This is a genomic window from Mesorhizobium sp. WSM4837, from assembly GCF_055811435.1.
This window is the reverse complement of sequence record NZ_JBVVQE010000074.1, coordinates 1-19,987: the sequence shown is the minus strand read 5'-3', so window position 1 is coordinate 19,987 and position 19,987 is coordinate 1. Positions and strand designations below refer to the sequence as shown.

The window sequence follows — 19,987 nt, the reverse complement described above, 5'->3', positions numbered from 1 at the left end:
CTCCCGTTCACGCCGCAACGATCTGGCAGAGCGTGCACTTCGGCTCCTGCATGCCCGTCACCGGGTCGTAGCCGTAGGTGGTGATGCTGTTGACGCTCTCTCCCAGAACGTATGGATCGGAGCCCTGCGGATAGTTGGCGCGCAGGTCCTTGCCCTGGAACCAGCCGCCGAAGTGGAAGGGCATGAACGCGACGCCGCGGCCGACGCGCTCCGTGACCAGAGCCTTCACCCGCGCCTTCGCGTTGTTCTCCGCACCATTCACCCAAACCCAGGTGCCATCGCCGATGCCGCGTTCGGAAGCATCGGCCGGGTTGATCTCGACGAACATCTCCTGCTGCAGCTCGGCCAGCCATCTGTTCGACCGCGTTTCCTCGCCGCCGCCTTCATACTCGACGAGCCGGCCGCTGGTCAGGATCAGCGGGAACGACTTGGCGATGCCCTTTTCCACCGCCGCCTGCTGCACGCTGAAGCCTATGTTCGGCAACCGGAACTGTGTGGCGTCGGGATAGGTCGGATATTTTGCGACCAGATCCACCCTCGGCGAATAGATCGGCTCGCGATGGGTGGGTACCGGGTCGGGCAGGTTCCACGCTACTGCGCGCGCTTTGCCGTTGCCGTAGGGATGGCAGCCATGGCTGAGCACGACGCGCTGGATCCCGCCTGACAGATCCGTCGACCACGAGACCTTGTTGATGTCGTCGCCGATCTTTTCGATCACGGCGCGTTCTTGCGCCGTCAGATCCTTGTCCCAGCCGAGTTTCTTGAGCACGGCCATGGTGAACTCCGGATAGCCGTCGGTGAGTTCCGAGCCTTGCGTGTAGGAGCCTTCCGCCAATAGGGTCTGGCCGTTTCGTTCGACGCCGAAGCGGGCGCGGAACGGGCTGCCGCCGTCCATGACATGCAGGCCGGTGCTGTAAAGATTGGCCGTACCCGGGTGGCGGATCTCAGGCTTGCCCCAACATGGCCAAGGCAGGCCGTAATAGTCGCCGCCGACCTCGGGATCGTCCTTGGGAGCCCGCATCGTCACCAGGTCGAACTTGTGCTGGTTCTTCATATGCGCCTTGAGCCGCTCCGGCGACTGACCGCAATAGCCCGTCGACCAGCTGCCGCGGTTCATCTCGCGCAGCACGTCCTCCGGCACCGGACGGTCGCCCTCGACGGCTATCTTCTTGAACATCTTGTCGGCAAGCCCGAGCTTCTTCGACAACAGATAGATGACCTGGTAGTCGTCCTTCTGCTCGAAGCTCGGCTTCACGATCTGCTCACCCCACTGGATGGCCCGATTTGAGGCGACGCGCGAGCCTGACGTCTCGAATTGCGTGCAGACCGGCAACAGATAAGTGTTGTCCTTTCGCCCCGCCTCCACCGCCAGCGATGCCCAGGTGGTGGGATGGGGATCGGCGACGACAAGCAGCTCCAGGCCTGTCAGGCCTTTCATCGAATCCGGGATACGGGTGATACTGTTGCTGGCGTGGCCCTGAATGAACATGGCGCGCATGCTGTCGCGTTGCGCTATCTTGTCCTTGGGCAGCGAGACGGAATCGAACCACCTTGTCAGCGGTATGCCTGGGGTTTCCATGGCATCCTTCGAGTCGAACTGGCTCAGCAGGTCCTCGTAGGGGATCTCCCAAACGCGCGACCAGTGCTTCCAGGCGCTTTCCGTCAGCCCGTAATAGAAGGGCAGGGTGACCACATCGAGCCCGATATCCGTCGCGCCCTGGACGTTGTCATGGCCGCGGAAGATGTTCGCGCCCGTCCCCGGCTTGCCGACATTGCCGGTGGCGAGACACAGTATGCAACTTGCGCGTGTATTGGCCGTGCCAACCGTGTGGTGTGTCTGGCCCATGCACCAGATCATCGTCGACGGCTTCTGCGTGGCGAACATCTCGGCGACACGCTTCACCTGATCGCCAGGCACGCCGGTGATCTGTTCAACCTCCTCCGGCGTGTATTTCGCGACTTCCTTGCGGACCTCATCCATCCCGTAGACGCGCTGCGCGATGAATTCCTTGTCCTCCCAGCCGTTCTCGAAGATGTGCCATAGCATGCCCCACAACAGCGCTATGTCAGTGCCGGACCGGAACCGGACGTACTCGGTCGCATGGGCGGCGGTGCGCGTGAAACGGGGATCGATGACGATCAGATTGGCCTGGTTGAGTTCCTTGCCTTCCAGCAGATGCTGCATCGCTATCGGATGCGCCTCAGCCGGGTTGCCGCCCATGATGATCATGGTCTTCGAATTGCGGATATCGTTGAAGGAGTTCGTCATCGCGCCGTAGCCCCAGGTGTTGGCTACGCCGGCGACGGTCGTCGAATGACAGATGCGGGCCTGGTGGTCCTGATTGTTTGTTCCCCACAGCGCCGCGAGCTTGCGGAAGAGATAGGTTCCTTCGTTGGAAAACTTGGCCGACCCCATCCAGTAGACGGATTCCGGGCCGGACTTTTCACGGATCTCGAGCAGTTTGTCGCCAATCCCATTGATTGCGTCGTCCCAGGAGACACGCTCCCACTGCCCTGCGGTGAGCTTCATCGGGTATTTCAGCCGGCGGTCGCTGTGTACGAGCTCGCGTACGCTTGCGCCCTTGGCGCAATGGGAGCCGCGGTTGATCGGGCTGTCCCACGAAGGCTCCTGACCGGTCCAAACTCCGTTCTGGACTTCGGCGGTAACGGTGCAGCCGACCGCGCAATGGGTGCAGACGCTTTTCTTCAGTTCTATAGGCACGCCCGGCTGCGGCGGACTGATGGCCGCCGCCTTCTGAACGGTGCCGAGCTGGAACGACCCGAGTGCAGCCATTCCGCCGGCCGCGAGACCGGAACGGCGAAGGAAGGTTCGCCGGTCGATGGGAGCGGAGGCGACCGTGCCCATCAGTGTGTGCAATCTTGTGCGGCTCGCCTGACCGCTCTTGCGCTTGGTCAGCATGGCGCCCTCATTTCTTCAACGTCTCATAACCGTTCACACGGTAGAATGCCTTGACGTGTTCGGTCTCGCGGTAGCGAGCCCTCGTCTCCTCCTCACCGGGATCGTAAGCTTGCGCTTCTCCTGGGGTGAGCGTCACGGCGGCGGCGGCCACGGCGGTAGTGGATGCGCCGCCGAAGGCGCGAAGGAAACTGCGGCGGTTCATTGCCGTCCGTTGCTTTTCCTGCATCTGCCTTCCTCCCTATGCGTCGACGCGATCAGGTCACGAGCTTGGTCGCGCCTCCATGGCAAAGCCTTCGGCTTCGATGTCGATGAAAATCCGCCCCAACGCGCCGACTGCCCGGTAAAACCTGGCCGAGGCCGCGTTTTCCAGATCGGCCAAGAAACGGCTCGCCCACGGCGCGATGTGACGTTCAAAGAAGTCCCGCTCCTCGCCGGCGGGAACCACGAAATGGGTGGCGGCAAAGCCGCTCATGATCTCGAACAGCGTGCCGAGATGATCTTCCGGGTCAAAATGACCTTCCGCGCGTTCAAGGCCGAGGCGCCTCATGTCCCCGCGCAGGCGGGCAAGCGGCCGTTCGTTGAGAAAGCCGGTCAGGTAGTAAGAGGCGTAGGGAACGAGTTCGCCGCGCCCGACCCCGATGAAGAGCTCGAAATACTCGCGACTGACGGCAACCGGAGAGGCTGAAGAAGCGGCCTGGCCGAGTGCGGCATGAGCCTTGCCGAGCGGGGTCTCGGCGTCGCCTCGCAACCCGGAAAGCCGCGCCATGAGGTTTGCATCCGGAGCGGCCAGGAGAAGCGTGGCGAGCAGCGCGTACTCATCCGCGCGTGCGCTGTTCACGTCGTTGACGGCAGCATCTTCTACGCCGGGAACCAGAGCGTCAGCTCCGAACGACGTGCCGATTGCCTCCTCCAGGCGCAAGTCTGGGTTCATCTACTGACCTCGACCGTGCCCCTCAACGAGTGGGTAAAGTGAATACTAGTGCCCCGCCCGGCAATTGCAACAGCGACTGTGCCAAAATGGCAACAAATCCAGATCAGCGCGGCATGGCGCCGCCATGGCGTCGCTGGCGATCGATCGGCGATGATTCCGCGGCGCCGGCGCCTTCGTCGCGGTCGATGGCGGTCCCGGCGCCGTCGGCCGAAGGAGATTCGGGGTTTGCCGGTTCGATCGAACTGTCCGGCGTGACAGAATCCGACCCATCGGCTGAGGCGTTCACGCCCTCGTCCGCCAAAACGGCGCTGGTCGCTGGCGCCTTCTCCGGCGCCTGCGAAGCCATGGCGGCGGGTGCCGGATCGGTCGGGTTGCCGCCGTTCGACAGGAAATCCACGACAGCTTCGCTGGATGCTTTCAAGGGGCCGAATCCCGCCATGGATCCAGGGCTGTTGAAGTCCCAGGCATATTCGGAAGGCCCGATATGATCACGAATTGCCGGATCGAGCGACCACATCTTGCGCAATGCGGCGCGCTTCAACATTTTGGGCACGCCTTTGCGCAGGAAGGCTGAGAGATCGCTTTGAGCGGTCAGATCCTCGAGGCGAGGGAGGGGCTCGGCGGGCTCGGCGGCCTCCGGCTCGACAATTGCTGGTGCAAGCTGCTCACCAGTATCGGCTGGCGCCGCAACTTCGTCAGGCGAAAGCTGATCGTTCTGCGGCCCCGCAGTCGAACTGTAACGCGCCGCCTGTTTCAGGCGCGACCAGCGGGCGAAGACATTGTCGCGTCCCGCGCTCATTCGGCATCATCCGTCGTTCCGGAACGAGGACCGCGCCTCGCCAGGGCATCAGGGTCCGCCCGATCGCGCTTGCGCTTGATGAAAGGACGCTCGACGTGATGCGTCTCGACAAAGGCGGCCAGCCATTGCTGAAGCTCGATCGGCATCGGCACGGCCTCGATGATGTCGGGGCCAGCCTCGGTCAGCGACTCGCCCTCGAAAGGGTCAGCGGTCACCAGGTGCAGCACAACTCCGGGTGGAGCATCGCTCGACCGGAGCGCGATCCACAGGCTAGGCCGCCCCGAACGGAGGTTGTCCCGGTACATGCCCGTGTCGCACCCGAAGAGCTCAAGCTTGAAAGTTCCGGCATAGAAGCGCGTCACGCCGTCTGATTCGTGCAGCACCGACCATGGCGCCGCGCTCGGCGCGCCCGCCAGCACGGCCACGGGAACCCAGACATGGTCGATCCACGGGTTGTCCAGAGCCCGTCGCTCGACGATCACCCCGACTTCCGCCGTCTCCCGCACCATGGCACCAATCCTCCTAGTTCACCGTCCCTGGGGCGCGAAACGGCAGGCCTGCGACAAGGTTCTGCGGCTTCATGCGGATCGTTCGGTCAGGGGTCATGGCAATTATGAGCCAGACGGGCCTGGCGCCCACCTGCGGCAGTACTTCGCCTGTGTCGGAGAAGGTGAGCCGGAACAGTGCAATCACGCGCTGTGCAGCCTCCGGGTCAAGTTCATCGCCGGCCCAGAGCGTGTTGCCGATGCGGGTCGCTTCGGCGTCGAGGCCGACGAACCAGGCCCAGTCCTGGTCCTCGATCCGCTCCACCGGCTCGATCTCCACGTCCACCGCAAGTAGATGGCGAACCCAGATCTCCATTGCGGTGGCAAGGCCGCGCCGGGTCGGACTGCGCGCGCTGCCCAGCTTGAGCACCATATCGAAAGCGTCGCTCCTGGCAAAGTAACTCTCGGAATTGTTCTCGTCGAGTATCTCCAGTTCCGTGACAGCTGGGCCACCAAGCATGCCGAGGAGCGGCGAGGCATGGCGGTTCTGTTCATGCAGTTCAATGGTTTCGGCATCGGCGAGAAGCACCGTCCCCTCGTGGGACGTCACCCGTTGTGGCCGATAAAACAGCTCAGCGGCTCGCACGACGCAGGCGTCGTGCTGACCATCCAGCGCATTGCGCAGGACGACCTGCGCAAGCTGGTTCATGAACAGCGGCGGGATATTTTCGGCCGAGCCGCGCGCCAGCGCGAGATATGCGGCCTCGAGCGAGGGAGCGGCCAGCACATGGTCGCGAAAGGCGATCATGAACTCCCAGTTCTCGCGCGCATCCGGATCCTCCAAGGCGGCGATCTCCTGCTTGGCGACCGGCCGGCGCGGATGATGCATCAAAAGTTCGTGATGCAGGCGCAACTCCGCCGGGCAGGCCGTTTCGGGGGGAAGAAGCTCTGGCCGCGCAAAATATGCCTTCAGAAAGGAGTCGGTCACTAGCAGGCGCCCGGCCTCATCCCTGTCGAGAAGGTGATGACCTGAGGAAACCCAGAAATCCTTCACTTCTGCCTCCCGGCCAATGCAAGGAGATCGAACTTTTCCGTCGACGCGTCCTCGCCCTCGATTTCGACAAAGCGGAATGCCGTTGCCGGCTCCAGCCGGCTCGCCTTGCGATGCAGGGTGCGGAAACACTCCCGGGTGCGGGTCTGTTCGCTGGTGCGGTTGACCCCTATCAGCGTGTTTGGCGGGTGGTCGCACAGCGATTGCGCGAAGGCTATCTCCTCTTCGGCGGCGGCCCGCGCCGTTTCGATGTCTGGCGCACCGCATCGCACCACAAGCTGCTCGGCCAGCCGATCGACGGCGGCCGCGCGATCAAGCGCGGTCGCGTCGGTGACCACGACGAGGGTGGACCAGCCGAAGCTGTCAATGCCGAGGAACCCGGCGCGGAACGCCTGTCGTTCCTTGCCGGAAAGCCTGGCCACATCGGCGCCGAAGAACAGGAAGGTGCCGGTCACCGCCCATTCGCCCGGTTCTGCAGCGCGCGAATAGACAAACGTGTCCGATGGATCGAGGCGGATCGTTCGCGGCAGCTTCAAAGCCATGGCGTGCCCGTCATCGGATCGAGCCAGGAGGGCCTGGCAAGCGCCTCGGGCAGGCTTCTTCGCTCGCGAAGCCCGTGAGAGGCCGTGTCGGAAATCAGCAGATCGCCGTTGCCGGCAAGCTCTGCATGCTCATCGCCCTTTCGGGGCAGCCGGTCGAGCCAGCGGCTGGCGATCGAACCGAAGCCGGTATCGCTCCATTCGTGGAATGCGGCCATCAGATGGCGGGAGAAGCTCGCAACGATCTCACCGGCATCGAGCGCCACGAAGCCGAGTTCGTCAAGCGCGCCAAGCAGCGGCCGCAGACCGGGCTCGCCGGCGCGGATGACGGCGGTGCGGATCATGCCGGAGAAGACGATCCAGTCGGGGATTTCGTTCTCCCGTGCCCCTTCCGGCCAGCCCAGGCGGGCGCCGCCGACGAGAACCCCGTCGACGCGAACAGTGTCGGGCCAGTCGAAGGTGATGGGCCGCGACGGCGGAGCATGGACTGCAAGCGCATCGGCAAGTGCGTTCATGCCGGCATAGATCGCGCGACGCGCATCCTCCAGCGGCTCTTCAGGCTCGAGCACCACTGCGAATTCGGCCAGATCGTAGCGGCGCACCCAGGCAAGCGTGCCTGCCCCTTCGTCTGCCGCAATCGCGCAGGCGTGCGCAAAGGCGTCACCGGCCTCTCTCAGCGGCACGAGGCTGTAAGGCGGTGGCAGTTGGAGGTCGCTGACAGAGGGCCGCATAGGCCGATCCATATTTTGATGACGGCGACTGTAATTTCTTTATAATACTTCCAGGCAAGAGGCGCTACCGCGTGGACAAGGAAGATGCCACGGGAGTCGGAATGAGCCTGGACAAACCACGCACGGTCCTGGTCTGCTCGTGCGAGCGGAGCATGCCACGCTTCGGCGCCAGCGTCGCCCGCGGATGCAAGGGCGCACGGGTCGAGGCGGGGGACCAGTTCTGCGGCGCGGAACTCGACCGGGTGCGCAGCGCCCTGAGCGGCGGCGAAGCAGTCACCATCAGCTGCACGCAGCAGGCGCCGCTTTTCGGCGACCTCGCCGAGGAACTCGGTTTCGCAGGCGATCTGGTTTTCGCAAACATTCGCGAGACGGGCGGCTGGTCGCAGGATGCTGCTGCTGCCGGCCCGAAAGCGGCGGCTCTGCTCGCCATGGCGGCCGAACCCGCTTCGCCACCCGCGCTGGTTACGCTTTCGAGCAATGGTGTCGTCCTGGTCTATGGCTGCGACGCCACGGCGATCGATGCGGGCCGGCAACTCGCCGAAAAGCTGGACGTCACTGTGTTGCTTAGCCGTCCGCGCGAAATCGCGCCGCACCGGGTCTGGGATTTTCCCGTCTTGCAGGGAACGATCCGGCAAGCGCGCGGCCATCTTGGCGCCTTCGAGCTGACAGTCGACGATTTCGCGGCGCCCAATCCATCTTCGCGCGATCGGCTTGGCTTTGGGATATCGCGGGATGGAGCGGTCTCGAACGCCGACATCATCCTTGATCTCTCCGGCGGGGCTCCGCTTTTCCCTGCTCATGAATTGCGCGACGGCTACGTGAAGGCCGATCCCGGCGATCGCGCCTCCGTCGCCGTTGCGATCGCAACGGCAGCCGATTTGGTTGGCGAGTTCGACAAGCCGCGCTTCATCGATTTCTCCTCCGATCTGTGCGCCCATTCGAGATCGCGCATCACCGGCTGCACACGGTGCCTCGACCTGTGCCCGACTGGGGCGATAACGCCCGCCGGGAACCACGTCGCGATCGATGCGGAAGTATGCGCCGGCTGCGGCAGCTGCGCGGCGGCATGTCCCACGGGCGCTGCCGCCTACGCCGTGCCGGATGCCGAGTCGCTGCTTCGGCGGCTGCGGACGCTTCTTGTCACCTATCGTGAGGCGGGCGGCCTGGATGCGATTGTGCTTTTCCATGATCTCGGCCATGGCGAGCCGCTGATCGACGCACTTGCCCGCTTCGGAGCGGGTCTGCCCGCAAATGTCCTGCCGGTCGCGGTGAACGAGATAACCCAGTTAGGGATCGAGGCGTGGACCGCGCCGGTCGCCTGGGGCGCTTGCGCCGTAAGGGCGCTGTCGTCGGCCAAGCCAAGGCATGAGCTTACCGGAATTGCCGCAAACATCGCAATCGCCAATCTTTTGAGCCGGTCTCTCGGTTATGGCGCGGAGGTCTGCGGATTGATCGAAGTGGACGATCCCGACATACTCGCCTCGGCGCTCGACCTGATTACTCCAGATGTTGCGTCGCGGCGCCCGGCGGCATTCCTGCCGCTCGGCAAGAAGCGCAGCCTGCTGACGAGCACCATGCTCGAGCTCCATCGAGCCGCGCCGACGCCGGTCGACCGGGTGGCGTTGCCTGCTGCAGCTCCGTTCGGCGGCCTGGACGTCAATGTCGACGGCTGCACGCTCTGCCTCTCTTGTGTCTCGGCCTGTCCAACCGGGGCGCTTTCCGACAGCGAACAGCAGCCGGCCCTGTATTTTTCCGAGAGCGCCTGCGTGCAGTGCGGCCTTTGCGCCGCGACCTGCCCGGAGAAGGTCATCACCTTGACGCCGCAGGTGGATTTCCAGGCATGGGGTGCTCGCAGCCGGGTCGTGAAGCAAGAGGAGCCGTACAACTGCATCCGCTGCGCAAAGCCGTTCGGCACAAGGAGCACCGTCGAGCGGATCGTCGCCAAGCTCGAAGGCAAACATTGGATGTTTGCAGGCGAGAACGCACGGCGGCTCGACCTTGTACGGATGTGCGACAATTGCCGCGTCGATGCGGCGATGAATGAGGGCTTCGATCCTTATGCAGGCCCTGGTCGCTCGCCGCCGCGAACCACTGAAGACTATCTGCGGGAGCGCAAGGCCTCGAGCGACAAGGCGGTCTGAGCCCTCGGTCTGAGCCCTCGCTTTGGACTGCCCCTCGACATAGGTCGGGTGCACCGCCTTGCCGGCGTCAAGCGGAGAGCCGGCTTCGAGGGTTGCAATCAACGCGCAAATAAACGGTTTTAGCAATCAAATCTTCAGCATAGCGTGACATGCTTGCCGCTCGGCTGACCACCGGGTGGCTCGAATGGATGTATGGGAAAGGGGGGCCTCAGGGCCCGTCGATTGGTAGATCGAACGCACCTCGACATGCAGGACGATCCTGCCGTCACGGCGGAAGTTGAGCGACTTCTGGCGCAGCGCACGCGCGACATCCGGCTCAAAGGCGAGATCAAGCGCCTGTTTCAGGCACGTGTCTGGTCGCAAACGGCCAAGATCATCCGCGCCTGGATGACATGGGTGGCGTTCCTGGATGTCCTGACGCTGGCGCTCAACCTGGTGATGCTTCCAAGGTCGATCGCGCTATCCATGCTCTTGCCTGGCGCCATCATCCCTCCCGTCGCTGCAGCCGTGGTCCTTGTCTGGCGAAAACGGCGCCCGTCCTGGGTCCAGGGGGTTTCCCTGATCACAGGCATGTTCCTCATCCTGTTGTCGATCGTATTGGTCGGCGCAAGCGCCGGCGGCGAGTTCTACGAACGGCACTTGAACATCATGCTGTTCGTAGCGATTACCGCCATCATCATCTTCGGCGTCCCTCAGGCATGGACCGTGACGGTCGCGGCTTTGGCTCTCGGTCTCTATCTCGTCTTCCAGGTGCAGAACCCGGGCCTTGAGATTGGCAATGCGGTGGCTGCCACGTTGTTTTTTGCCAGCGGCATTCTCGCTACGGTCGCCGCGCGGCGTACGATGACAATTCTGGCTCAGAAGACTTTTCTGTTCGAGCTTCGAGACCGACACAGGGTTGCCGAACTGGCAGAAGCGAACGATCGGCTGGAGCTTCTGGCGAGAACCGATCCGCTGACCGGCGTCGACAATCGGCGCCGGATGACGGAAACGCTCGACCACGTCTGGGGCGGTGGCGGCAAATGCCCCGGCGGCGCCGCCATGCTGATGTGCGACATCGACGACTTCAAGAAGCTCAACGATCGTCTCGGTCATGCCGAGGGCGATCGTTGCCTCATCGAGGTCGCCCGCTTGATCCGGGAGAACGTGAGGCGCGATCGCGATCATGTTGCGCGCTACGGCGGTGAGGAATTTCTCGTGCTGCTTCCAAGTGTGAACGAGCAGGAGGCCGCCATTGTAGCCGAGCGAATTCGCGAGTGTGTGGAAGCTGCTCGTCTTCCTAATCCTGGATCCCGCGTGTCCCGCTATATCACCCTCAGCATCGGCGTGGCGGTCCAGGCGCCGGACCAGGCCATTTCGCCGGAGCAGCTCCAGCGCCAGGCCGATGAAGCACTCTATGTTGCCAAGCAGACTGGCCGCAATCGGGCGGTGTTCCACAGGCTGGAGTCATCGAGCCTTTTGGGCGCTCGGTCGATGCGGTGATGTCGAAGTTCAGTCGGTGCGTGTCTCGGCCTGAAGAAAGCGGATCAGGGCTGCCCGATCCTCGGCATTGCTGATCGTCTGTTCAGGCATCTTGGTGCCGGGGGTGTAGGCGTTCGGACCCAGCTCGAACAGCTCTGACACGGTTTCCGGTGTCCAGACGATGTCCATTTTCCGGAAAGCGGGCGAATAATGGTAACCCGGCACGGACGCTATCTTGCGCCCGAAAATGCCATGCAGCGTCGGCCCGGCTCGATGGCCATCGTTGGGGTCGAGCGTATGGCAGGCAACGCAGGCGCGAAATACTTCTGCGTCCGGATTGCCTGCGTATCTGGCCATCGGATCGGTCCTGCCTGCTGTAGCGGCTCCAAGGCGCTCGCCCGTCTCGACGTTCCATTCCCGCACCAGATGGTCGGCGCCGCCAGCCAGAAGCGTCTTGCCGCCAGCCGCGAACGCAAGCGACCATACCGCCACGCCGGAGGTGTCGAGCGTGCGGATGGTGGAGAGGCTGATGGCGTCCAGCAACAGGATTCCATCTCCGATGCCGGCGACGGCGAGATAGTTCGCGTCTGGGGTGGCGGCGAGAGCAATCACCGGTTTGCCCAAGACCGGAACTTCCAGCTGCACTTTGCCGCGCCGGTCGAGCAGCCGCAGCTGCCCGTCAGCACCTGCGACGAACAGGCGGTCGCCGGACGCTCTTGCTAGCGCGTTGAGCGGCGTCGGCATGATGGCCCGAAGCGGAGCCGCCCCAGCCTGGCTCGGCCAAAAGATGACTGTCGCGTCATAGCCGGCGCTGACGAGGGTTGCGTCCGCCAAGAAGGCGAGCGCATTGACGTTTGCACGATGGCCTTCGAGGACGCGCGCTGGCCCACCGGCAAGCGGCCAGAGCCGGACGGTGGTGTCCCAGGACGCCGAAGCCAGCATCGATCCGTCGGGTGACAGTTCGAGGTCGGCGACAGGCCCGGTGTGGCCCTCCAGGATGCGGGCCGGCTCGCCTCGACCGATTTGCCAGATCGCGATGCGACCATCCGTACCGGCGCTGGCAAAGCGCCCGTTCGGCAATGCAGCGACGGCAGTTACCTCACCTTCATGAAAGAGCAGCACGTCGCGTGCTTCGCCGGTCTCAAGCGACCAGATGATTGCCTTGGTATCAAAACTGCCGGTTGCCACCGTCTTTCCGTCCGGCGCCACGGAAATCGCCCGCACCGGACCGCCATGCCCGCGCAGTTCCGCACCATGTGCCGTCGCGCCGGCGAGGAAAACAGCAGCGAGCAAAGCTGTTGCGAGCGTCTTATGCATTGCGCATCATACGTTTCCGTGTTCCGCTGGCGGGCAGCGTCTTTGCCGGGGAACAGCATGCGATCGCGACCCGACCAGCCGCACAGTCCAAGCTATTAGAGGCAATCCTATGACTCAAAACATGGAAACCGATGCCTTCAACGTGTCGATGCGCAAGTTCCTGAAGCAGGTCGGCGTCACCTCGCAGCAGGCGATCGAAAAGGCCGTGGCGGATGCGGGACTGAAAGGGCAGGGGCGCCTGACCGTGAGGGCCGTGATCACGGCCGAACGCGCGGGTCTGCACCACGTCGTCGAAGGCGACATCGACCTTGGCTGAACAGGTTCGGCGGTGCGCCCGGCGCTCCATCGACACCCCACATCAATGGAAGAATCGGACCTGCCCGGCCGGGTCGGTGTCATAGCCCGTAAGTTCTGCGGCGCGCTGGGTGAAGCTGTCCTCGGCCATGAGGCGGATCAGCGCCTGGATCGAAGGCTGGAAATAGGTTCGCTGCCGCATCAGCAGATCGAAATTCTCCCACGCCAATGACACGAATTTGAGGCCGGCGGCGCGCGCGGCGGCGCGTGTGGCGATGCCGCAATCGGCCCTGCCGGTCCGGATCGCGGCAGCGAGTTCCGGCCCTGTCAGGCATGGCGGCTCGAGCCGGTTCAACCGCCTCTGGCTGGCGCCGGCGCGGGCGACCAGGACATCCAGCAGCATTTGGGCTCCGGCCCCGACCTGGCGCATCGCGATCTTGGCGCCGCTTTCTAGGACATCGGCCAGGCTGTTGAGCGATCGGGGGTTGCCCGGCGGCAGCAGCAGCCCTTGTTCGCGCCGCGTGAAACCGATCAGCACCGCATCGTGCAGCCGCGGCATGGCGCGCGCGGCCTCCACATTGGGGTCGGCGGCATCACCGTGGAAATGGATCGCCGCAGCGGCAATCTCGCCACGCAAAAGACGCGCAACGCCGCCTGCCGTCCCCTCGGTAAGCGAGGCGAGGCCAGAGCCCGCCTGACGAAGGCTCCATTCAAGCAGGTCGTCCTGGCTGCCGCCGACTATGGGCGGCGGCTCGGGCGCAATCATTCCGTCGGGACGCGCCAATCCCGACAGAACCCACCGGTCGAGCTCGTTACGCGGAAACAGCCATTTGCCCGTCACTTTGCTGCACGGGATGCTGTTTTTGCCGACCAACTCGTAAAGCTTGCGTTCGCCAAGGCGCAAATAGTCTGCGGCTTCTGCAGTCGTCAGCAAATCCATCCTGCAATCTTATGCATATTCCTGCGCAGGTTCAATTGTTTGACGAATGCGGAGTAAATGCAGCAGAAATAGCAGGACGACGCAGCGCAGGTGAAAGGGTATGTCAGAAGGCCTAAATGCATGGCAGCTTATCGCGAGTGGCGACGCGACGCTGATCTCGATAGTGCGGCTTTCGCTGACCATTACCCTGGCCGCCGTTGCAGTTGCGGCCGTCGTGGGACTGCCGCTCGGGGCGTTGCTGGCACTGACCCGTTTTCCGGGACGTTCCGCGCTCGTCGTGCTTGTCAACGGCTTCATGGGCCTGCCGCCCGTAGTCGTCGGCCTGACCGTTTACCTGCTGTTGTCGCGATCAGGGCCGCTCGGCGCGTTCGGCCTGCTGTTCACACCGGCCGCCATGGTCATCGCGCAGGCGCTTCTCGTCCTGCCGATCATCGCGGCTCTGACGCGCCAGACCATCGAGGATTTGTGGCGCGAATATCGCGACGAACTGACGGCGATGGGCGTCGGCCCGACAGGCCGGGTGGCGACGCTCTTGTGGGACAGCCGTTTCAGCCTGATTACCGCAATGCTCGCCGGCTTCGGCCGGGCGGCCGCCGAAGTCGGCACGGTCATGATCGTCGGCGGCAATATCGAGGGCTTTACCCGAACCATGACCACCACGATCGCGCTCGAAACATCAAAGGGAGACCTGCCGCTCGCGATCGGGCTCGGCGTCATCCTGATCGGCCTCATTCTTGCCATTAATGCCGCTGCCTGGGGCCTGCGATTGTGGTCGGAGCAACGGGTGGCTTGATGATGCGGGCCGCGCTAACCGACCTTCCTCTCGTTCTGGACCGGGTCTCGCTCAGCGCCGGCGCCACGACCATGCTCGACCGCCTGAACCTGGCGATTACTCCCGGTGCGCCGACACTGGTGCTCGGTCCCAATGGCGCGGGCAAGACGTCACTGCTTCGGGTTTGCATGGGACTCGCCGCGCCTTCCGCAGGAACTGTGAGCTGGGGTGGGCGCACCGATCGCGGCCTCGGGCGCCGGGCAATGCTGCTCCAGAAACCGGTGATGCTGCGCCGCTCCGTCGCCGCCAACGTGGTTTACGCACTGGCGCAAGCTGGCTGTCCGCGCCATCGTCGCGCGGCACGCACCGAGGAACTTCTCGATCGTGTGGGCCTTCTGGGCCTGGCGGCCCGACCTGCGCGGCGCTTGTCCGGCGGCGAGCAACAGCGCGTGGCGCTTGCCCGCGCACTGGCGCGCGAACCCGAGATCCTGCTGCTCGATGAGCCCACCGCCAGCCTTGATCCCGCTGCAACCCGCCATGTCGAGGAGATCATCCTGATGGCCTCCCAATCGGGTACCAAGATCGTCATGGCTTCGCACGATCTCGGCCAGGTGCGACGGCTCGCGGGAGATGTCGTCTTCCTCGTTTGCGGCCGACTGTGCGAGCACGCCAGCGCCGGTGATTTTTTCGATCGCCCCGCATCCGCAGAAGCTGCCGCCTTTATCCATGGGGAACTCGTGCTTTGACCGCGGAAATGGAGCTTCCAGTGCTGAACCGTCGACTGTTTACCGCAATTGCGATCATTTTGACTTTCCTCGCTTCCAGCGGCGCATCGGCCAGCGCACAGGAACAGTCGATCGTGGTGGCCTCGACGACGTCGACACGGGATTCCGGCCTTTTCGACCACATACTGCCTTTGTTCACCACAAGGACCGGAATCGAGGTGAAGGTGGTCGCGCAGGGAACCGGCCAGGCCCTCGACGCCGGCCGCCGGGGAGACGCAGACGTGGTCTTCGTCCATGCCAGGGAGCAGGAGGAGAAATTCGTCGAGCAAGGTTTTGGCGTGAAACGCTTCGATGTGATGTACAATGATTTCGTCCTGATCGGGCCCAGAGGCGACCCGGCCGGCATCAAGGGTTCGCCGGATATCGCAGTCGCCTTGACATCGATCCAGAGCAAAAAAGCTGTTTTTGTTTCCCGCGGCGACAAATCCGGAACCCACTTTGCTGAACTCGGACTCTGGAAGGCGGCAGGTGTCGATATCGCGGCGGTGGGGGACCACTGGTACAAGGAGATAGGGCAGGGCATGGGCGCTGCGCTCAACACAGCCAGCGCCATGGATGCCTATGTGCTTTCCGATCGCGCCACATGGTTGGCGTTCAAGAACCGCGGCGAACTGGAGATCGTGGTCGAAGGCGATAAAAGGCTGTTCAACCAGTACGGTGTCATGCTGGTGAATCCCGCGAGGCACCCGAGCGTCAAGGCTGAACCCGGCCAACGCTTCATAGATTGGCTGATCTCGCCTGAAGGACAGCAGGCGATCGGCGAATACAATATTGACGGCCAGCAACTGTTCTTCCCGAACGCTGAGCAGAAGCGCTCCTGAAGTCGGTTGCAAAGCGGGTTGCATCTGCCCCATCATCGGACATGATGAGAATGCAGCCTTCCGTCGGCGCGCTGACCGGTCTCGAAGCGGCTCTCGCCGCACTCCTCGACGGAGTGGAGCCGGTTGCGCCCACTCTTTTGCCGCTTGACCAGACGCTTGGGAAGATAGGCGCCGCCATGCCGCCCCGGGCACGCGCGCAGCCCATCCGCGACACCGCAAGGACAGATGGCTGGGCGTGCCGCGCGCTCGATCTTGCCGGTGCGTCGGCCTATTCGCCGCTGCCGCTGACGGCAATGCCGGTCTGGATAGAGGCAGGCGGCGCCATGCCGGAGGGATGCGATTGCGTTCTCGATGCCGATCTCATCGATTGCAGCGGCCCGATGCCCCAGGCGCTCGATGAAGCGGCACCGGGCCAGGGCGTGCGACGCGCCGGCGAGGACATGGCGGCGGGCCGACCGCTGATCATTGCAGGGAACAGGCTGTCGGCCGCTGACCTCCTGACAGTGCGAAGCGCAGGGATTGGTGAAATTGCGGTGCGGATGCCGCAGGTGCACCTGATCGATGTCGCCGCCCCGACGAGCGATACTTTCACGGCGCATTTTATCGCCGACCTTGCAAGAGCCTCTGGCGCGACCGTATTCGATATCGAAACGGTTGCGCGCGACGCCAGATCCGTCGCCCAGGCGCTTGGCAATCCAGCCGGCGATTTGATCATCCTGATTGGAGGCACTGGTGCGGGGCGCGCCGACGCTACCGCCGACGCGCTTGCCGCGCGTGGGGCGCTCATCGCCCACAACATAGCGCTACAGCCCGGCCGAACCGCGGCGATCGGACGGCTCGATGCGGTCCCGATCATTGCTCTGCCCGGCGCGCCCGATCAGGCTCTTGCCGCCTTTCTGGCGCTGGTTCAGCCGGCTATCGATCGCCTGACGGACAGGAGCGCCCGGCGACAGACGGTCCTGGCGCTGGAGCGGAAAATCTCGTCCACGGTCGGACTGGCCGAGATCGTCCTGCTGAACCAGCAACAAGACAGATGGCGGCCGCTTGCGATAGGAGATTTTTCGCTGGAGGCGATCCGCCTGGCGGATGCATGGCTTGCCATTCCAGGGGGCAGTGAGGGTTGGGCCGCGGGAACACCTGTCGGCGCCTTTGTGTTCGACGATCCCAGATGAGTCGGTGATGACCAGATCCACCCGCCCAGATACCGGCCAGGAGCATACCGGCCAGGAGCAGTTCCTGACGGTCCTGTCGCGCGACGAGGCGCTCGCCCGTTTCGAGGCGGTGCTATTTCCCAGGACGACCCCGACCGAAGAACTGATGCTGGCGGATGCGCTTGGGCTGCCGCTTGCCGATGATGTCACGGCTCCGATCGACGTGCCGCCCTTCGACCGTTCGAACGTCGATGGTTTTGCCGTGCGCGCCGCCGACATCGCCACCGCGTCGGAGGCGCTTCCTGCCAGGCTCCTGCTCAACCGCGAAACCATCGCCTGCGGTGTCGCCCCGCAAATCCCTGTGCTCGCAGGCACCGCCACCTCGATCGCGACGGGCGGGCCGGTGCCGCGCGGCGCCGATGCCATCGTCATGGTGGAGCACACACACCCAGCCGAAGGCGATGCCATCGAGGTCAGGCGCGGAGCCTCGCCCGGCCAGTTCATCTCGCATGCCGGATCCGACATTGCCCGCGGTGAGGTTCTGCTGCGCGCCGGAACGGTGATCGGCTCGCGTGAAATCGGCATGCTTGCCGCCTGTGGAATTGCGCTGGTGACGGTGGCGCGCAAGCTGCGGGTGGCGGTTTTGTCGACCGGCGACGAACTTGTCCAACCAGGCGACACCCTGCGACCCGCCGGCATTTACGACGCCAATGGCGCAATCGTCAGCGCCGCGATAACCGAAAATGGCGGCCAGGCGAGCTTTCTCGGCGCCTATCCGGATGACGAAGCCACACTCGAAGCCGCCATGCGCGAGGCGCTGGCGGCGCATGACGTGCTGATACTGTCGGGTGGGACGTCCAAGGGCGCGGGTGATGTCAGCCACCGCATCGTGAACCGTCTCGGCGCGCCCGGCATCGTTGCCCATGGCGTGGCGCTGAAGCCGGGAAAGCCGCTTTGCCTCGCCGTCTGCGACGGCAAGCCGGTCGTCGTGCTGCCGGGATTCCCGACTTCGGCCATGTTCACCTTCCATGACATGATCGTACCCGTGCTGCGCCGCATGGCGGGCCTGCCGCCTCGGACCGAAGCGAAGGTCGCTGCAAAGGTCCCACTGCGCATTCAGTCCGAACTCGGCCGCACGGAGTTCGTGATGGTATCGCTGGTCGAGGGTGAGCAGGGGCTGGTCGCCTATCCCACCGGCAAGGGCTCGGGGGCGATAACGTCCTTTGCCCAGGCCGACGGCTTCATCAGCATCGAAGCTCTAGCCGACAATATGCCTGCCGGAAGCGAGGCGTCGGTGACGCTGTTCACCCCGCACGTTCGTGTTCCCGATCTCGTGGTGATCGGCAGCAACTGCACCGGCCTCGATCTTGTCGTGGGCATTCTGTTTCGCGCCGGCCTGACGGTGCGGTCCATCGCGGTCGGCAGCCTGGGCGGCCTGGCCGCGGCCAGGCGAGGCGAGTGCGATATCGCGCCCATCCACCTCTTCGATGCCAAGACGCAAAGCTACAATGCGCCGTTCCTGAGCGAAGGCCTCGAACTCGTGCAGGGATGGCGACGCATGCAGGGCATCGTCTACCGCCCGGGCGACCTGCGCTTCCAGGGGACCGACCCAGAGGAGGCGGTGCGAGCCGCACTCGCCGATCCCAATTGCATGATGGTCAACCGCAACCAGGGCTCGGGCACGCGCATCCTGATCGACCAACTGCTTGGTGCCGCGCGCCCCGACGGATATTGGAACCAGCCCCGCTCGCACAATGCCGTCGCGGCGGCCGTGGCGCAGAACCGAGCCGACTGGGGCGTCACCATTGCGCCGGTGGCGCGCTCAGCCGGGCTCGGCTTCATTGCGCTGAAGGAAGAGCATTATGATTTCGCGCTGGTCTCTGCCCGCAAACAGCGACCCGCGGTGCAGGCCTTCCTAACCGCGCTCGCTTCGCCTGAATTCAACGAGGCGGTCGAGCGCATGGGTTTTACCCGCCCTGGCCAAGTGTGAGATATCCGGGTTAAGGGTCGGCAAGGTGCCCAACCAGCCATTCGGCCTCGGCAAAATCTTCGACCGTGTTGACATTGAAGAAGGGATCCACCGGCTTGTCCGGCCAGGACTGGGTTGCAACCTTGTAGCGAGCTGTCCACAGGTCGATCTTGCGAACGCCCTCTTCGACCAGTGCATGGCGTAGCGCATCTCGCATCGCCACTTGCCACAGCCCGATGACAGGATGCGTCCGACCCGCTGACATCGCCACCGCCAGATCCGCAGCTTTCGCCATGCGCGCCCGATGCAGCCGTTCGACGAGGTCGCGCGGCAAGAAAGGACAGTCCGCTGCGACGCTGACGATCCATTCGACATCGGGCCTGTTCGCCGCGGTCCAGTCGAGGCCCGCAAGCACGCCGGCAAGCGGGCCCGGATAATTCTCGACCGGGTCGGCGACGACTGGTAGGCGAAAGCGGTCGAAGCGGGCAGGGTCGCCATTGGCGTTCAGCAACAGCCCGTCGCATTGCGGGCTGAGGCGCTCGAGGACACGCTCGAGGATGGTGAGTCCGTCGATCCGACGCATCGATTTGTCGCCACCGCCCATGCGCCGGGCGAGCCCGCCGGCGAGAACGACGCCCAGGGTCGGCACCTTCTCATTCGCCATCGTCGGCTCCCTTGCGTCTGTGACGCGGTGCTTCCTCGTCGACGGAAGCGAGGTCCTGGTCGAAGACGATGCGGTCCGCGCCCGATAGCACGGCGAACCGCTTGCCGCGCGCCCGACCGACCAGCGGGGGGGCGGCCGGGCGCGCCAGAGCTGCTCCCCAGGCGGGGCGCCCCGCGCGCGAGCCGCGGATCGGGATGCCCAGACGAACCGGCGGGG

General features: G+C 64.3%; 19 protein-coding genes and 1 pseudogene. 8 read left to right on the top strand and 12 right to left on the bottom strand.

What is annotated here, in order from left to right:
- Positions 1-7: 7 nt before the first annotated feature.
- The 8 genes from AC0L3D_RS30200 to AC0L3D_RS30165 all read right to left on the bottom strand — a co-directional run bounded on the left by AC0L3D_RS30200 (position 8) and on the right by AC0L3D_RS30165 (position 7,456).
- A complete protein-coding gene (locus AC0L3D_RS30200) occupies positions 8-2,920 on the bottom strand; it encodes a formate dehydrogenase subunit alpha (RefSeq protein ID WP_128166281.1) in 2,913 nt (970 codons plus the stop codon).
- Between the two features lie 7 nt (positions 2,921-2,927).
- Positions 2,928-3,146, bottom strand: coding sequence for a formate dehydrogenase (locus tag AC0L3D_RS30195; RefSeq protein ID WP_287305002.1), 219 nt, complete (start codon positions 3,144-3,146; stop codon positions 2,928-2,930).
- A gap of 33 nt (positions 3,147-3,179) precedes the next feature.
- Positions 3,180-3,851 carry a TorD/DmsD family molecular chaperone gene (locus AC0L3D_RS30190; RefSeq protein ID WP_288142035.1) on the bottom strand — a complete coding sequence of 224 codons (672 nt, stop codon included), beginning with the start codon at positions 3,849-3,851 and terminating at the stop codon, positions 3,180-3,182.
- Between the two features lie 103 nt (positions 3,852-3,954).
- On the bottom strand, positions 3,955-4,650 hold the full coding sequence (locus AC0L3D_RS30185) for a DUF3306 domain-containing protein (protein ID WP_287219760.1): 696 nt from the start codon (positions 4,648-4,650) through the stop codon (positions 3,955-3,957).
- The gene (locus AC0L3D_RS30180; protein WP_023797599.1) at positions 4,647-5,159 is read right to left on the bottom strand and encodes a DUF3305 domain-containing protein; all 513 of its coding nucleotides are present in this window, start codon (positions 5,157-5,159) and stop codon (positions 4,647-4,649) included. The genes AC0L3D_RS30185 and AC0L3D_RS30180 overlap by 4 nt, the downstream gene beginning before the upstream one ends.
- 13 nt (positions 5,160-5,172) lie before the next feature.
- A complete protein-coding gene (locus AC0L3D_RS30175; RefSeq protein ID WP_473646756.1) occupies positions 5,173-6,189 on the bottom strand; it encodes a DUF6352 family protein in 1,017 nt (338 codons plus the stop codon).
- A complete protein-coding gene (locus tag AC0L3D_RS30170; RefSeq protein WP_473646755.1) occupies positions 6,186-6,728 on the bottom strand; it encodes a DUF6505 family protein in 543 nt (180 codons plus the stop codon). The genes AC0L3D_RS30175 and AC0L3D_RS30170 overlap by 4 nt, the downstream gene beginning before the upstream one ends.
- Complete coding sequence (locus AC0L3D_RS30165) at positions 6,719-7,456, bottom strand: biotin/lipoate--protein ligase family protein (RefSeq protein ID WP_473522919.1); 738 nt, start codon at positions 7,454-7,456, stop codon at positions 6,719-6,721. Before AC0L3D_RS30165 ends, AC0L3D_RS30170 begins: the two co-directional genes overlap by 10 nt.
- A 101-nt stretch (positions 7,457-7,557) precedes the next feature.
- On the opposite strand from AC0L3D_RS30165, the gene AC0L3D_RS30160 reads away from it, so the two are divergent.
- Entirely contained in the window at positions 7,558-9,597 is a 2,040-nt protein-coding gene (locus tag AC0L3D_RS30160; protein WP_287171287.1) for a 4Fe-4S binding protein, read from the top strand.
- A 246-nt stretch (positions 9,598-9,843) separates the two neighbouring features.
- Entirely contained in the window at positions 9,844-11,079 is a 1,236-nt protein-coding gene (locus AC0L3D_RS30155) for a GGDEF domain-containing protein (protein ID WP_287171350.1), read from the top strand.
- A 9-nt stretch (positions 11,080-11,088) separates the two neighbouring features.
- Here AC0L3D_RS30155 and AC0L3D_RS30150 read toward each other — a convergent pair whose 3' ends face one another.
- Positions 11,089-12,375, bottom strand: a complete 1,287-nt coding sequence (locus AC0L3D_RS30150) for a c-type cytochrome (RefSeq protein WP_128173393.1) — start codon at positions 12,373-12,375, stop codon at positions 11,089-11,091.
- Positions 12,376-12,484: 109 nt separating this feature from the next.
- Between AC0L3D_RS30150 and AC0L3D_RS30145 the strand changes: the two genes are divergently transcribed.
- On the top strand, positions 12,485-12,691 hold the full coding sequence (locus AC0L3D_RS30145; RefSeq protein ID WP_031254328.1) for a DUF6494 family protein: 207 nt from the start codon (positions 12,485-12,487) through the stop codon (positions 12,689-12,691).
- 42 nt (positions 12,692-12,733) lie between these two features.
- On the opposite strand, the gene AC0L3D_RS30140 is transcribed toward AC0L3D_RS30145, so the two are convergent.
- Positions 12,734-13,609 carry a substrate-binding domain-containing protein gene (locus AC0L3D_RS30140; RefSeq protein ID WP_473646753.1) on the bottom strand — a complete coding sequence of 292 codons (876 nt, stop codon included), beginning with the start codon at positions 13,607-13,609 and terminating at the stop codon, positions 12,734-12,736.
- A gap of 100 nt (positions 13,610-13,709) precedes the next feature.
- Here AC0L3D_RS30140 and AC0L3D_RS30135 point away from each other — a divergent pair, with 100 nt between their 5' ends.
- The 5 genes from AC0L3D_RS30135 to AC0L3D_RS30115 are packed head-to-tail and all read left to right on the top strand — an operon-like array spanning position 13,710 to position 19,128.
- Positions 13,710-14,402: an ABC transporter permease gene (locus AC0L3D_RS30135; protein WP_128173391.1), complete on the top strand. Its 693-nt coding sequence runs from the start codon at positions 13,710-13,712 to the stop codon at positions 14,400-14,402.
- A gap of 2 nt (positions 14,403-14,404) precedes the next feature.
- Complete coding sequence (locus AC0L3D_RS30130; RefSeq protein WP_473534432.1) at positions 14,405-15,127, top strand: ATP-binding cassette domain-containing protein; 723 nt, start codon at positions 14,405-14,407, stop codon at positions 15,125-15,127.
- A 35-nt stretch (positions 15,128-15,162) separates the two neighbouring features.
- Complete coding sequence (locus AC0L3D_RS30125) at positions 15,163-15,987, top strand: ABC transporter substrate-binding protein (protein WP_473477938.1); 825 nt, start codon at positions 15,163-15,165, stop codon at positions 15,985-15,987.
- Positions 15,988-16,037: 50 nt separating this feature from the next.
- Positions 16,038-17,159 (top strand): molybdopterin-binding protein, encoded by a 1,122-nt coding sequence (locus AC0L3D_RS30120; protein ID WP_473534433.1) that lies wholly within the window; start codon positions 16,038-16,040, stop codon positions 17,157-17,159.
- A gap of 7 nt (positions 17,160-17,166) precedes the next feature.
- Positions 17,167-19,128, top strand: coding sequence for a molybdopterin biosynthesis protein (locus AC0L3D_RS30115; protein WP_128246308.1), 1,962 nt, complete (start codon positions 17,167-17,169; stop codon positions 19,126-19,128).
- Positions 19,129-19,138: 10 nt separating this feature from the next.
- On the opposite strand, the gene mobA is transcribed toward AC0L3D_RS30115, so the two are convergent.
- Positions 19,139-19,771: a molybdenum cofactor guanylyltransferase MobA gene (gene mobA / locus AC0L3D_RS30110; RefSeq protein WP_287053041.1), complete on the bottom strand. Its 633-nt coding sequence runs from the start codon at positions 19,769-19,771 to the stop codon at positions 19,139-19,141.
- A pseudogene (locus AC0L3D_RS30105) lies at positions 19,761-19,987 on the bottom strand (sulfurtransferase FdhD); the annotation flags it as partial. The pseudogene AC0L3D_RS30105 and the gene mobA, both read right to left, overlap by 11 nt.